A 13,142-nucleotide genomic window follows, 5' to 3' on the forward strand; every position below is an offset into this window, starting at 1 on the left:
TACATCCGTTTTCATTGATTGAGTCGGAATTGCCATGAGCAACGTAGTAATTGGTCATACAGCCTGTCCCCATGATTGTCCTTCAACCTGTGCACTTGATGTGGAATTATTGTCCCCAACAAAAATAGGTCGGATTAGGGGAGCAAAAGACAACACTTACACAGCAGGCGTTATCTGTGCAAAAGTCGCCCGTTACAGCGAGCGCGTACACAATCCGGCAAGATTGTTGAAACCACTTGTCAGAAAGGGTCCCAAGGGCGAGGGTAATTGGCAGGAAGTCTCATGGTCTGATGCACTCGACCTCATAGCCGAAAATTTTCAAAAGGCAGAGAAAAAATACGATTCAACCACTATATGGCCGTATTTTTTTGCCGGAACTATGGGGCTCGTGCAGCGCGATTCTATTAATCGTTTGCGGCATGCAGGAAAATATTCCGGACAATTTTCGACATTTTGTACCAATACCGCAGCAACCGGTTATTTTGCCGGTACCGGCAGGATTGCGGGTGTTGACCCGCGGGAAATGGAAAAATCCGATCTTGTGGTGATCTGGGGTACCAATGCGGCAAGTACTCAAGTCAATGTTATGACCCATGTCACCAGAGCACGCAAAGACCATCATGCACGCATTGTTGCTATTGATGTTTTCGAGAGTGCGACGGTGCGTCAGGCCGATCTCGGCTTGATTTTAAGACCGGGAACCGACGCAGCCTTGGCCTGTGCTGTGATGCATATATTGTTTCGGGATGGTTTTGCCGATTGGAATTATCTGGAACGCTATAGCGATGACCCGCACGGGCTTGAGCGCCACTTGAAAACAAAAACGCCGCAATGGGCGGCTGAAATTACCGGTCTATCTGTTGAAGAAATAGAAACCTTTGCCCATTGGGTCGGCACAACCAAACGCACTTTCTTCCGGCTGGGATACGGTTTTACGAGACAACGTAACGGCGCGGTTGCAATGCATGCTGCACTTTCGGTGCCCACAGTTACGGGAGCATGGCAATATGAAGGTGGCGGCGCATTCTATTCCAACGCTTCGATATTTGCTCTTAACAAAAATGAAGTTGAAGGAACGGCTTTCGCTGATCCGAAAATTCGTTCGCTTGATCAATCGAAAATCGGCAGAATCCTGCTTGGTGATAAAGAAACACTTTATGGTGGCCCGCCCGTAACCGTTTTGTTTATCCAGAACACCAATCCGGCAAATGTTGCGCCCGAACAGCGGTTGATCCACAAAGGTTTGGCACGCGAGGACCTTTTCACCGTGGTTCATGAGCAATTTATGACAGATACGGCTAAAATGGCCGACGTCGTTCTGCCTGCAACAATGTTTCTGGAACATGACGATATTTATCGGGCTGGTGGCCAACAACATATTCTATTAGGGCCGAAATTGATTGAACCTCCAACCGGACCGAAGCCCAATCTCTATGTTATAAACGAATTGGCAAAACGGCTCGGATTTGGTCATATGGCGGGGTTTGACAAGACAGCTATTGAACTTATCGATAATATGTTGAGAGCGTCACACCGCGGGACTTATGAAGAACTTAAGGAAAAACGCTGGCTTGACGTTCAGCCGTCTTTTGAACGCGCCCATTTTCTGAACGGTTTTGCCTGGCCTGACAGGAAATTTCTTTTCAAGGCACAATGGACCGGTTATAAAGCTCCCGATACGCCCCCGGATACAATGGGCTATCAAGGGCCGTATGATGAAATGCCCGAATTTCCCGATCAGTGGGATGTTATTGAAAAAGCGGATGAAAAACATCCGTTCAAACTTGTAACATCGCCCGCACATAATTTTCTGAATTCGACATTTTCGGAATCGCCGACATCTTTATTGAAAGAAGTGCGCCCAACGCTCATGATCCATCCCGATGATGCGGCAATGTATGATATAAAGGATGGTGACCTTGTCGAGATAGGTAATCAACGCGGTAGTGTGGCGCTTCATGCAAAATTGTTTAAAGGCTTGAAAAGACATGTTGTGGTCTCTCAAGGATTGTTTGCCAATTCAAGTTTTGTTTGGGGAGAAGGGATAAATGTTTTGACCGGAGCAGATTCACCAGCGCCTAATGGTGGACTTGCGGTACACGACATAAAAGTCTGGGTGAAAAAGCTTGATAAATCCGTTAGGACACACGGATCAGAAAGTCACGTAAAACACTCGAAAAATGATATAGAGTCGTTATAATCAATTTCGGAAAGGCGCCTCGAGACGGCGAAACAGTTAAGTAATATGCAAAATATGAAAGCTATGATTGTTGGTGTATCAGGCCTTAGCCTAACGGCGGCCGAAAAAGATTTTATAGCAGAAAACCAGCCTTGGGCTTTCATTCTTTTTGCAAGGAATATCGGTTCGGCCGACGAGGTTAAACAATTGACTGCTTCGCTTGTTTCGGCAAGTGGTCGCGACGATGTATTTATTTTTATCGATCAGGAGGGTGGACGTGTTCAAAGGCTGCGTGCGCCGCTAGCGCCTGATTATCCGCCGGCAGCAACATTGGGTGAACTCTACAAAAAGAATAAAGCAAAAGGATTGCGTGCAACTTTTATCATGTCACGTCTGCACGCATTTGATCTGCGCCGGTTGGGGATAAATGCCGACTGCCTGCCGCTTCTAGACGTGCCGATTGAAGGAGCAGATAATGTTATTGGTACGCGTGCCTATGGCAATGACTATAAAACCGTCATAGCGTTGGGACGCGCAGCTGCGGAAGGTTTGAAAGCAGGCGGTGTCCTGCCTGTAATGAAGCATATTCCCGGTCACGGTCGTGCATTATGCGACACCCATAAGAGCCTCGCACGTGTCGATGCATCATTAGAGACTTTACGCCGTAACGATTTTGCCCCGTTCGAAGCATTATCCGATCTGCCGGTGGCAATGACTGCCCATGTTGTTTATGAAAGCGTCGACCCGGAAAAACCGGCAACCTTGTCAAAAAAGGTAGTGGACGAAATCATTCGTAAAGAGATTGACTTTGATGGCTTGTTGATGACGGACGATTTATCAATGAAGGCGCTTTCAGGCGATTTGCGCGATCTGGCAAAAGGGGCGTTCGAAGCCGGATGCGATCTTGTTTTACACTGCAATGGCGAAATAGAGGAAATGCAAAAAATTGCTGCAGCAACGCCTTGGCTTGAAGGCAAATCACTTGAGCGAGCGCAATATGCGACAAATTGGGTGACTGAACCGGATAAAGCTGACGAAAAGGCGTTGCGGGAGGAATTTCAAAAACTCCTTGCTATCGGCTAGAGGGAACCGGATTTGGCACAAAACGACAAAAAATCCAATGCGAACGGAAAAAACCTGAACGGACACCATGCTCAAAAGGCTATGGAACCGATTTGGGAAGAAGAACACGGCGTTAGCGAGCCAACATTGGTTATCGACGTTCAGGGGTTCGAAGGTCCGCTTGATCTTCTGTTACAACTCGCACGGAACCAGAAAGTCGATTTGGCGCATATATCAATTGTCGAACTTGTCCAGCAATATCTTGATTTTGTAAAAACAGTGCATGAATTGAGACTCGATCTTGCCGCCGACTATCTGGTGATGGCGGCTTGGCTTGCTTATCTCAAATCCCGTCTGCTTGTGCCGCAACTCTCGGATGATGAAGGTGAAAGTGGCGAAGAGCTGGCTGGATTATTACAATTCCGTTTGCAGAGGCTTGAAGCCATGCGGGAAGCGGCGGGACAGCTTGTAAACCGTAACCGTTTGGGACGGGACATTTTCAAGCGCGCCAATCCGGAAATGGTGGTAGTTGAAAAAAAGCATCTATATGACGTTTCTCTCTACGATCTGTTGATGGCTTATGCCGGTTTGCGTCAAAGGCAGGCGGTCAAACGCGTTGAAGTGGGAAAGCGGGAAGTCTGGTCACTAAAGGCCGCGCGTGCAATATTGGTGCGGTTGATGGGCGAAGCAAAAGATTGGCAGGCGTTGGACAAGTTTTTATTTGCTTTTATTCCGACCGCCCATGAACGTCGCACAGCTTTAGCGAGCACTTTTGCGGCAAGTCTTGAAATGGTCAGAGAAAAGCAGCTTGATATTCAACAGGCTGCGCCATTCGCCCCGATTTATCTTCGTGCGCACAAAAAGGCTGAGGGGCGGAACACCATAAATATCGGGGGCGGGGCAAAGCCCGAAAGCAATTAAGATGGCTGAACAAAAAAACGCAGAAAAAAATAGAAATGGCGAGCTCAACATAACGCCCGAACTTGTCCGTATGGCTGAAGCAATCGTTTTTGCGTCAAGTGAACCTGTGACCGACCGAGCCGTTGAAGAACGACTTCCTAAAGGCGCCAATATTGCAGCGATTATGGATGTTCTCAAACAGGATTATCAAAAACGCGGCGTTAATCTTCATAAAGTGGGAAATGCTTACGCTTTCCGTACAGCACCCGATCTTTCCTTTCTTTTGAATAGACAAGAAGAAAGGTCAAGGAAACTTTCCCGTGCTGCTTTGGAAGTTTTGGCAATTATTGCCTATCATCAACCGATAACACGTGCGGAACTAGAAGACGTCAGAGGCGTTGAAACATCGAAAGGTACGTTGGATGTGTTGATGGAAGCAGGTTGGGTGAAAATTCGTGGAAGGAGACGCGTTCCGGGACGACCGGTCACATACGGGACAACTCTTGCTTTTCTTGATGAATTCAGTCTGCCGGAAATTTCGGACTTACCGGGGATGGAAGAATTGAAAGGTGCAGGTCTTCTATCTTCAAGATTACCGGCCAATTTCCGTATGCCATCACCAACAGCCGATCCGGATATTCTGACCGATGAAGAAGAACCGCTTGAAGATATCAATTTGGAACAATTAGGACTTTTAAGTCCACTTGATCGGGAAGAAAAATCTTAAAATCACCTTGTTTGGGAATAAAAAATGTAAATACACGTGGTTGTGTTTAAAAGACTTGAAAAAAGTGTCTAAAAGTACACATTAAGACAGTTCCAGCATCGAAGAGAGTACATAATGGGAAATTTCCTTTCACCAGTTCACCTTATAGTGATCCTACTCATCATTCTTGTCCTATTCGGTCGTGGTAAAATTTCGGAATTTATGGGAGATTTTGCCAAAGGTATCAAGAGTTTCAAAAAAGGCTTGAAAGAGGACGATGAAGAGGTTGAATCTCAACAACCTGCCGAGCGGCCTGAAATCAAAACCATTGATGTTAAACCGGAAGAAACAATTGAACCGGTGAAGCAGGTTGCAAACACGAGAAAATCAACCGCAAAAAAAGCCGCACCACGTGCATCCAAGCCAAAAGCCAAAACGACGCAACGTAAAACAACAAAATCGTAATATTTTCTTGTTGTCAGAGCTTTTCTTGCGAAAGCCTTTCTTGTCGGAAAGGGTCTTTGAATAATGTTCGGAATTGATGGACCGGAATTTATTGTCATCCTTATCGTGCTGATTGTTGTGGTCGGCCCGAAAGACTTGCCAAAAATGCTGAAAGCTATTGGCAAGGCAACTGCGCGCATGCGCACGACAGCAAACGAATTCCGTCGCCAATTCGACGAAGCTATGCATGAAGCCGAGCTTGATGATTTGCAAAAGACCCTCACCGACGTCAAAGACCTTGATCCCCGCAAGAAGCTAACGGAAATATTCGATCCTATTCGCGATGTTGCAAAGGATGTGAAAGCGAGTATCGAGGTTAGTCAGGAGGACGATAAGCAGTCGAAGCCGCAAGATTCTGCTTCAGAGCAAGCGGCTGATAAGTCTTCTAGTAATAAAGATAACGAAACATCGGCAAATCATTCGTCATCTGCTGACGTCACGTCAAGTACCGTGAGAATAGTTGATGACGAAAAGTTCCAATCAGCAACGGTTTCGACAGCCTCTGCAGGAGGTGATAGCGTGGCAACGGAGGAACATCCGGCAACGCCAACATCCTTTGAAGTGAAAGAAGGAAAGCCGACAGCTGAAGAAGCGTCTAAGGGCAAGATAACAACAAAACAAACTGCGGCGTTGAAACCCAAAACGGCAACAAAACGTAAAGTATCAGCGACAGCAAAGTCGTCATCTCCGGAAAAGACCGCTTCAGTAGGGGCTATGAAAGCTCCTGCACAAAACCAGAAAACTGTAAAACGGGCTGCTTCACGGGTTAAAAAGACAACCGTTGCCGACGTTTGAATGAAATAGGAAAAAATCATCGTGCATGAGGATGAAGACGAAGTCGAAGCAAGCTCGGCGCCGCTACTGGATCATTTGATCGAGTTGCGACATCGGATTATCGTATCTTTGATTGCATTTGCTATTGCCTTTATTATCTGCTTTTTCGTCAAAGATTACATCCTGAACTTTCTGTTGTGGCCCTATCAATGGGCAATGAAAATCTCCGGCGGCAATCCTGACAGCATCCGTTTGCAATCAACGCAGGTCTGGGAAACATTTCTGACAAAAATGAAGCTCGCAGCTTTTGGCGGTGTCATTTTGTCATTTCCGTATCTTGCGTTCCAATTATACAGCTTTATTGCGCCGGGGCTCTATCGCAATGAGAGGCGCGCTTTTTTGCCATTTCTCATCAGCGCGCCGATATTATTTCTTTTGGGCGGAGCATTTGTTTATTGTGTGCTTGCACCGATGATGTTGTGGTTTTCGCTGTCACAGCAATTGTTGCCTGATTCTCATTTGAAAGTTGAATTTATTGCACGTATCTCGGATTATCTGAGCTTCATGCAGTCTTTCATTCTGATATTCGGCCTTATTTTCCAGCTTCCTCTTGTTACGAGCCTGTTGACAAAAGCCGGTCTTATAACGTCGAAAATGCTTGTCTCGAAACGAAAATGGGCAATTCTGATTGCTGTTGTTGTTGCTGCAATGGTAACACCTTCCGATTTCTTTACGATGTTCGGCGTCGCTCTTCCGACAATTCTGCTTTATGAAGTTTCTATTATCGTTTCACGCTGGATTGAAAAGAAACAGGCAAAAGAAAATAACAAGGCTTCCTGATCAGTCCATTGTGGTTTAAGAAAAGAAATAGAATTAAAAAAATTTGTACAGGAATATCTTGATGCTTGATATCAAATGGATTCGGGAAAATCCGCAGAAACTCGACGAAGCTTTGGCAAAACGCAATGCCGAACCGCAGGCAGAGAAATTGATAGCGCTTGATCTTGAGCGTCGTAACCACGTTTCTCACGTGCAAGTTGCACAGGAAAGACGTAACGCCGCTTCAAAAGAAATTGCACAGGCTATGGCATCCGGTGATAAAGAACGGGCCGAAGCTTTGAAGTCGGAAGTGTCCGAGCTCAAAACATTTCTTTCAACTGCAGAAGCAAAAGGTAAAGATCTGACAGCTGCCCTTGATGACGCACTGTCCCGTATTCCTAATATTCCGCTTGACGATGTGCCGGTAGGGCGCGACGAAAATGACAATGTCGAACGTTATAAGGTGGGCACACCGCCATCTTTCCCGTTCGAACCCAAACAACATTTCGAAATCGGTGAAAAATTAGGCCAAATGGATTTTGATCGCGCAGTCAAACTTTCCGGCGCGCGTTTCACGGTACTGTCGGGACAGCTTGCCCGGCTCGAAAGAGCACTTGGCCAATTCATGATTGATGTCCACACTCTGGAACATGGTTATCGCGAAGTTTCAGTTCCTGTTCTCGTTCGTGAAAGCGCGCTTTTCGGTACTGCCCAATTGCCAAAATTTGCCGAAGACTTGTTTGAGACAACTGATGGAAGGTGGCTTATTCCTACAGCAGAAGTGCCTCTGACAAATCTTGTTGCAGGCGACATTCTGGATGCAAAAAAACTTCCGATTCGCGTCACGGCATTGACCCCATGCTTCCGTTCCGAAGCCGGTGCTGCCGGTCGTGATACGCGCGGTATGTTGCGTCAGCACCAGTTCTGGAAAGTGGAAATGGTGTCTATTACCGATGAAGACAGTTCTTTGGATGAATTGGAACGCATGACCGGCTGCGCTGAAGATATTTTAAAACGTCTGGGTCTTCCGTTCCGCACAATTACTTTGTGTACCGGCGATATGGGATTTAGTTCCCGAAAAACATATGACCTCGAAGTATGGCTTCCTGGACAAAATACTTATCGGGAAATTTCAAGCTGCTCGGTATGTGGCGATTTTCAGGCTCGGCGCATGAATACGCGTTACCGCAAGGAAGGTGAAAAATCGCCGCGCTTTGTTCATACTCTGAATGGCTCGGGCGTTGCCGTCGGGCGCTGTCTCATTGCAGTAATGGAAAATTATCAGCAAAAAGATGGCTCTGTGGTCATACCGGAAGTTCTACGCCCCTATATGGGCGGGCAGGACCGGATTGAAGCATAAAAAATTTCAGGAAACTTCAATATGCGTATTTTGCTAACCAATGATGACGGTATTCATGCGGAAGGGTTGAAAGTTCTTGAACAGATCGCCCGTAAACTCTCTGATGATGTCTGGGTTGTCGCTCCGGAAGAAGATCAAAGTGGTGTTTCGCATTCATTAACAATTTCAGAGCCATTACGTTTGCGTCAAATCGATGAAAAACATTTTGCTTTGAAAGGTACTCCCACCGATTGTGTTATTATGGCCGTCAAGCACATTATGTCGGAAGCGCCCGATCTTGTTCTTTCGGGCGTTAATGCCGGTGGCAATCTTGCCGACGATGTGAGCTATTCGGGTACAGTTTCGGGTGCGGTAGAGGGGATGATGCAAGGCATCCGTTCGATTGCCTTGTCGCAAGAATTTGTCCACGCAACCAATTGTCAAAATGTGCCTTGGAACACCGTATTGTCTCTGGCTCCGGATATTTTGAAAAATCTTGTAAAAGTTCCGCTTCCTGAGGGTGTTTTCTTGAATGTGAATTTCCCTGCCTGTCATGTTGACGAAGTCACCGGTTTGTCTGTTGCGCCCCTTGGTAACCGTGGCCACGAGATACTCATTGACAAGCGCGCAGATGGTCGGGGTTTCCCTTATTACTGGATGTATTTCAGCAGGGGAAAAGGCAAGAATAAAGAAACGACAGATATCGATGTTCTTCAGAATAAGGCTGTTTCGGTTACGCCTGTCCAACTTGACCTGACGGCTCATGGCTTCCTTGCCGAGTTGGCGACTGCATTAGGGAGAAACTAGGCTGATGCAATCAATGCCCCCTTTGTCAGAGCGAGAGGAATTGATTAATCTTGTCCTCAAAATGCGGGGTAGGGGGCTTGATGATATGGCTTTGTTTGCAGCCCTTGAGCGCACATCGCGTCGGGACTTTGTTTCGGCGCCTTTTACCGAAAGTGCCTATGAAAACAAAGTTATCCCGATAGAATGTGGCGAATACATCGAAAGGCTTGAGGAACAATTATATATTATTTCTGCTCTCGCGCTCGAAAAGAAACATCGCGTACTCGAAATCGGAACCGGTTCGGGATTTACCGCAGCGTTGATTGCAAGGCTTGCGGGCCGTGTGACAACAGTCGAAAGATATAAAACTTTATGCGACATTGCCCGCCAAAGATTTCACGCCCTCGAAATAGATAATATTGTTTTGCGTCAGATGGATGGTAGCCGTGCTTTGTCAGGCTCTGGCCCTTATGACCGGATCTTGGTATGGCCGTCATCCAATCGTGATCCACAAGAATTTCTCGAACTCTTGGCGTCAAATGGCGTGCTTATCGAAGCTATCGGACCGGACGAAGGCGAACAGATGGTGGTGCGTTACCGCAAGACGGGAAGCAGGTTCGAGAGAATGGATATGTTCAGGGTTCGTTACCAACCTTTTATTGAAGGTGTTGCCGCAATTTTGTAGAAGCTAAAAAACGATTTATAAAAAAAGTGATAATAGCGGCTTCAAAGCACCCTATCAGTAACGCCTGTCTGCCAATACCAACTTGCGTGTTTGCTCGCTTAAAACCATATATATATCGTGGTTTCAATATAATCGCGTGGAAAATTCCGGTTTTCTTGTCGGGGGCAATATTTTTTTTAACCTTAATCGAAATTTTAACCGTCGGGTAACATTAACACGATTTAATGCCTTTAGTTGAGTATCGGGTAAATGGACAAAAAACATGCGTTTGAAAATAATGAGTAAAGCTTCGCACCGCTATCTTCGAACAGCGGCATTGTTCATCCTAGCTGGTTTCGCCACAGGATGCAGTTCCGGTACCCAACGTTTTACAGACAGTTTCTATACTGGCGCAACCGCTAATCAGCAACAGGCAATCAATAAACAAGCCGGTTATCAGCAGATGCCGCAAACGACAGGTTCTATTCAAAGTAGCGATCTGCCGCCGGTAGCTGGTCAACCTTCCTATCAGGCGGCCCAGTCACAGCCGCAACCTAGTTATGGTGCTTCTTCGCAGCCTACACAGGTTGCTTCTGCCGGTCAGGTTATGGGGACACCGCCTCATAATCTCGGTCAGATGTCGTCATCGTCTTCCTCGACCGCCTCACAATCTGCATCTAAGAAAAATGGCAGCTATATCGTTCAAAGCGGTGACACTCTCTACAGTGTTTCTCGTAAAACCGGCGTAAGTGTCGATTCGCTTAAAAGTGCCAATGGCTTGAGCAATGGTGCAATCCGTGTCGGGCAATCTTTGATCGTTCCGGGTGGTCATAACACTGAAGTCGCTGCCGCAACTCCATCTGCTGCAACCGCGAAAACTGCCACACCTGCAGCATTACCTGAAACAAAACAGGTGACAACGCCGACAAAGACCGCGGCGGCAAGCCAGCCGGCTGCAACCCAGTCGGCAGCAGAGCCCACCAAAACCGCACAGAATGAACCGGCAAAACCGGCCGCCGAACCCGCTGTCGCAAAAGGCAGTGATACGACGATGAATCAGGCTGAAAATGTAGCCGTTGTAGCACCTCAGGCGACAGGCATTTCCAAAATGCGTTGGCCTGCACAGGGACGCATTCTTTCAAGCTTCGGCCAAAAAGAAGGCTCAAGCACCAATGACGGTATTGATATTATGGCACCGGAAGGATCGTCTGTTAAAGCGGCCGAAAACGGTGTTGTTATTTATGCCGGAGATGGTTTGAAAGAATTCGGTAATACCGTGCTTATCCGCCATGAAAACAATATTGTTACTGTCTACGGGCACAATAGCAAAATTCTCGTCCAACGCGGCCAGAAGGTCCGCCGCGGTGACGAGATCGCAAAATCCGGTATGTCAGGCAATGCGTCGACACCGCGTGTCCATTTTGAAGTGCGCAAGAATTCAAGCCCTGTTAATCCGATCAAATATCTGGAAAACTGATAGCGTCCACAGTCCGAAGTTCATGCGAAAGCCGGTTTTTTACCGGCTTTTTTGTTATTCGTATGAGACGTTACGTTTAGTCGAGTTTCTTGCCCAATCTTCCGGCAAGTCCCATAATAAACTGCCAAGCTACGCGTCCCGAACGGTTTCCACGAGTAGTTGCCCATTCGAGCGCATCATGGTGGATTTTATCAAGCGGTTCATCAAGCCCGTAATGACGGACATAACCGTCTATCATATCAAGATATTCGTCTTGTCCACATTTATGGAAACCAAGCCATAAGCCGAATCGGTCGGAAAGCGAGACTTTTTCTTCAATGGCTTCGGATGGGTTAACGGCCGTTGACGATTCATTGTCAATCATCTCGCGAGGCATTAAATGGCGACGGTTCGATGTTGCATAAAAAACAACATTTTCGGGGCGTCCTTCGACACCACCGTCGAGGGCTGCCTTGAGTGATTTATAGGACGTATCATCCTGATCAAAAGACAAATCATCACAAAAAATAATAGATCTATAAGGCGTTTTTCTAAGTTCGCTCAAGAGTACGGGAAGTGTACCGATATCTTCACGATGAATTTCAATAAGTTTCAATGGAAGTTTACCGGCATTTTCTTTGTTAATTTTGGCTTGAACAGATTTTACAAGTGAAGATTTGCCCATGCCTCGCGCTCCCCAGAGAAGAACATTGTTGGCAGGCAAGCCATTTGCAAATTGACGGGTATTTTCAATAAGTGCGTCGCGGGCTTGCTCGACGCCCTTGATGAGATCAATGTCAATCCGGTTGACATGTTTGACGGGATTAAGAGTGAGCTTTTCCGGGTTCCACACAAAACAATCGCATTGGTCCATATCAAGGGGTTTAATTTCCGGGGGAGCCATGCGCGATAATATGGCAATTAATTGATCCAGTTTGTGGTCTAAATTTTCGTTGGTCATTTCAACTTTCCGCCATTATATGAACGCATATCTTTAGCATGAGCGCGGATAAATCCAAAATTTTTCTTCTTGAAAGCTTTGTCGGTTGCGTTATCAAGGGCAAAGCTTTAATGCCTAGAATTGAATGTTGACCGCTAGAAGCGGTTGAAAGAGCAACATGCTCTTAAATGTCAAGTTTGACTTATCTATTGAACGAAATTGTCCAAAACGGGTGATGCCCGCTATCAAAGCTAGGAGATAGTTAATGTTTATTACCAACGCTTATGCACAGGCCGCTGGTGGTTCGACAGGGGAAGTGTCAACTTTGATGACGTTTGCACCTTTTATTTTAATTTTCGTCATCATGTATTTTCTCATCATCCGGCCGCAGCGCAACCAGATGAAAAAGCGTCAGGAAATGCTTAATGCCATTCGTCGGGGCGATACAGTCGTTACCGAAGGCGGTCTTATCGGTCGCGTTACGAAAGTTGTTGGTGATGCGAACGGTGAAGTGGAAGTCGAAATTGCGGAAAATACCCGCGTTCGCGTATTGCGGTCTAAAATCCTGACTGTCGAGGTCAAGGGTGAGCCGGTTAGCGAACAAAAGTCCAAGCCTGCGATTAAAGCCGGAAAAAGTAAAAACAAGAAAAAGCAATCCGATAATAGTGCAAAGTCCGGCAATGATGAGGTTGCGCAAATTGCTGCACCTGACGAGGCTACTAGCGAAAACGATACTACTAAAGTCGAAAAAGACGGAAAAAAGGCCGAAGCCGAAGCAGCCAAGGAAAAGACAGGAGCTTGACCGAATAGAAAACGGGTGTTTGACGTTTTTTTCAAGTTTGATAAAGATGATTCCCGTTAAACGGGAATCATTGATTCTTGTAAGATGGGAAAATTTTTGATTGTCCCATTGAAAATTGCCGATTGAGCCTTTTATTGGAATTAAGGTTGCTCATACTTGCAAAGTTTATCTCTAGCAGGGACGAGTGTATTGGCACCGATAATAGCATGGG

13 protein-coding genes are annotated in these 13,142 nt (G+C 46.4%); 12 read left to right on the top strand and 1 reads right to left on the bottom strand.

Features of this window, described 5'->3' with window-relative positions; genetic code table 11:
- The first annotated feature begins 34 nt into the window (after positions 1-34).
- From H3V14_RS07625 to H3V14_RS07675, 11 genes are all read left to right on the top strand, one after another.
- A complete protein-coding gene (locus H3V14_RS07625) occupies positions 35-2,200 on the top strand; it encodes a molybdopterin oxidoreductase family protein (RefSeq protein ID WP_198227719.1) in 2,166 nt (721 codons plus the stop codon).
- 45 nt (positions 2,201-2,245) lie between these two features.
- Positions 2,246-3,262, top strand: coding sequence for a beta-N-acetylhexosaminidase (nagZ, locus tag H3V14_RS07630; protein ID WP_198227721.1), 1,017 nt, complete (start codon positions 2,246-2,248; stop codon positions 3,260-3,262).
- Positions 3,263-3,343: 81 nt separating this feature from the next.
- Positions 3,344-4,162 carry a ScpA family protein gene (locus tag H3V14_RS07635; protein WP_198227873.1) on the top strand — a complete coding sequence of 273 codons (819 nt, stop codon included), beginning with the start codon at positions 3,344-3,346 and terminating at the stop codon, positions 4,160-4,162.
- Position 4,163: 1 nt separating this feature from the next.
- Positions 4,164-4,868, top strand: coding sequence for an SMC-Scp complex subunit ScpB (gene scpB, locus H3V14_RS07640; RefSeq protein ID WP_198227723.1), 705 nt, complete (start codon positions 4,164-4,166; stop codon positions 4,866-4,868).
- Positions 4,869-4,982: 114 nt separating this feature from the next.
- Entirely contained in the window at positions 4,983-5,312 is a 330-nt protein-coding gene (locus H3V14_RS07645; RefSeq protein ID WP_075870016.1) for a twin-arginine translocase TatA/TatE family subunit, read from the top strand.
- A 63-nt stretch (positions 5,313-5,375) separates the two neighbouring features.
- On the top strand, positions 5,376-6,146 hold the full coding sequence (tatB, locus tag H3V14_RS07650; protein ID WP_075870015.1) for a Sec-independent protein translocase protein TatB: 771 nt from the start codon (positions 5,376-5,378) through the stop codon (positions 6,144-6,146).
- A gap of 21 nt (positions 6,147-6,167) precedes the next feature.
- Positions 6,168-6,965 (top strand): twin-arginine translocase subunit TatC, encoded by a 798-nt coding sequence (gene tatC / locus H3V14_RS07655; protein WP_075870014.1) that lies wholly within the window; start codon positions 6,168-6,170, stop codon positions 6,963-6,965.
- A gap of 61 nt (positions 6,966-7,026) precedes the next feature.
- Positions 7,027-8,304, top strand: a complete 1,278-nt coding sequence (gene serS, locus H3V14_RS07660; RefSeq protein WP_198227725.1) for a serine--tRNA ligase — start codon at positions 7,027-7,029, stop codon at positions 8,302-8,304.
- Positions 8,305-8,325: 21 nt separating this feature from the next.
- Entirely contained in the window at positions 8,326-9,090 is a 765-nt protein-coding gene (gene surE / locus H3V14_RS07665; RefSeq protein ID WP_198227727.1) for a 5'/3'-nucleotidase SurE, read from the top strand.
- A 4-nt stretch (positions 9,091-9,094) separates the two neighbouring features.
- The gene (locus H3V14_RS07670; protein WP_075914666.1) at positions 9,095-9,754 is read left to right on the top strand and encodes a protein-L-isoaspartate(D-aspartate) O-methyltransferase; all 660 of its coding nucleotides are present in this window, start codon (positions 9,095-9,097) and stop codon (positions 9,752-9,754) included.
- 262 nt (positions 9,755-10,016) lie between these two features.
- Positions 10,017-11,210: a peptidoglycan DD-metalloendopeptidase family protein gene (locus tag H3V14_RS07675; protein WP_198227729.1), complete on the top strand. Its 1,194-nt coding sequence runs from the start codon at positions 10,017-10,019 to the stop codon at positions 11,208-11,210.
- Between the two features lie 76 nt (positions 11,211-11,286).
- Here the strand turns inward: H3V14_RS07675 and H3V14_RS07680 are convergent, their stop codons facing one another.
- Complete coding sequence (locus H3V14_RS07680; RefSeq protein WP_198227731.1) at positions 11,287-12,150, bottom strand: ATP-binding protein; 864 nt, start codon at positions 12,148-12,150, stop codon at positions 11,287-11,289.
- Between the two features lie 244 nt (positions 12,151-12,394).
- On the opposite strand from H3V14_RS07680, the gene yajC reads away from it, so the two are divergent.
- Positions 12,395-12,931 (top strand): preprotein translocase subunit YajC, encoded by a 537-nt coding sequence (gene yajC, locus H3V14_RS07685; protein ID WP_198227733.1) that lies wholly within the window; start codon positions 12,395-12,397, stop codon positions 12,929-12,931.
- The last annotated feature ends 211 nt before the right edge of the window (positions 12,932-13,142 follow it).

It is taken from the genome of Bartonella sp. W8151 (assembly GCF_016100385.1).
In the GTDB taxonomy this organism is placed as follows: domain Bacteria; phylum Pseudomonadota; class Alphaproteobacteria; order Rhizobiales; family Rhizobiaceae; genus Bartonella; species Bartonella apis.

Bases quoted from the DNA above. Each gene is read 5' to 3' on its own strand.
- H3V14_RS07670 (WP_075914666.1), top strand. From the start codon at position 9,095: ATGCAATCAATGCCCCCTTTGTCAGAGCGAGAGGAATTGATTAATCTT.
- tatB (WP_075870015.1), top strand. From the start codon at position 5,376: ATGTTCGGAATTGATGGACCGGAATTTATTGTCATCCTTATCGTGCTG.
- serS (WP_198227725.1), top strand. From the start codon at position 7,027: ATGCTTGATATCAAATGGATTCGGGAAAATCCGCAGAAACTCGACGAA.
- surE (WP_198227727.1), top strand. From the start codon at position 8,326: ATGCGTATTTTGCTAACCAATGATGACGGTATTCATGCGGAAGGGTTG.
- H3V14_RS07645 (WP_075870016.1), top strand. From the start codon at position 4,983: ATGGGAAATTTCCTTTCACCAGTTCACCTTATAGTGATCCTACTCATC.
- yajC (WP_198227733.1), top strand. From the start codon at position 12,395: ATGTTTATTACCAACGCTTATGCACAGGCCGCTGGTGGTTCGACAGGG.
- scpB (WP_198227723.1), top strand. From the start codon at position 4,164: ATGGCTGAACAAAAAAACGCAGAAAAAAATAGAAATGGCGAGCTCAAC.
- H3V14_RS07675 (WP_198227729.1), top strand. From the start codon at position 10,017: ATGCGTTTGAAAATAATGAGTAAAGCTTCGCACCGCTATCTTCGAACA.
- nagZ (WP_198227721.1), top strand. From the start codon at position 2,246: ATGCAAAATATGAAAGCTATGATTGTTGGTGTATCAGGCCTTAGCCTA.
- H3V14_RS07635 (WP_198227873.1), top strand. From the start codon at position 3,344: ATGGAACCGATTTGGGAAGAAGAACACGGCGTTAGCGAGCCAACATTG.
- H3V14_RS07680 (WP_198227731.1), bottom strand. From the start codon at position 12,150: ATGACCAACGAAAATTTAGACCACAAACTGGATCAATTAATTGCCATA.
- H3V14_RS07625 (WP_198227719.1), top strand. From the start codon at position 35: ATGAGCAACGTAGTAATTGGTCATACAGCCTGTCCCCATGATTGTCCT.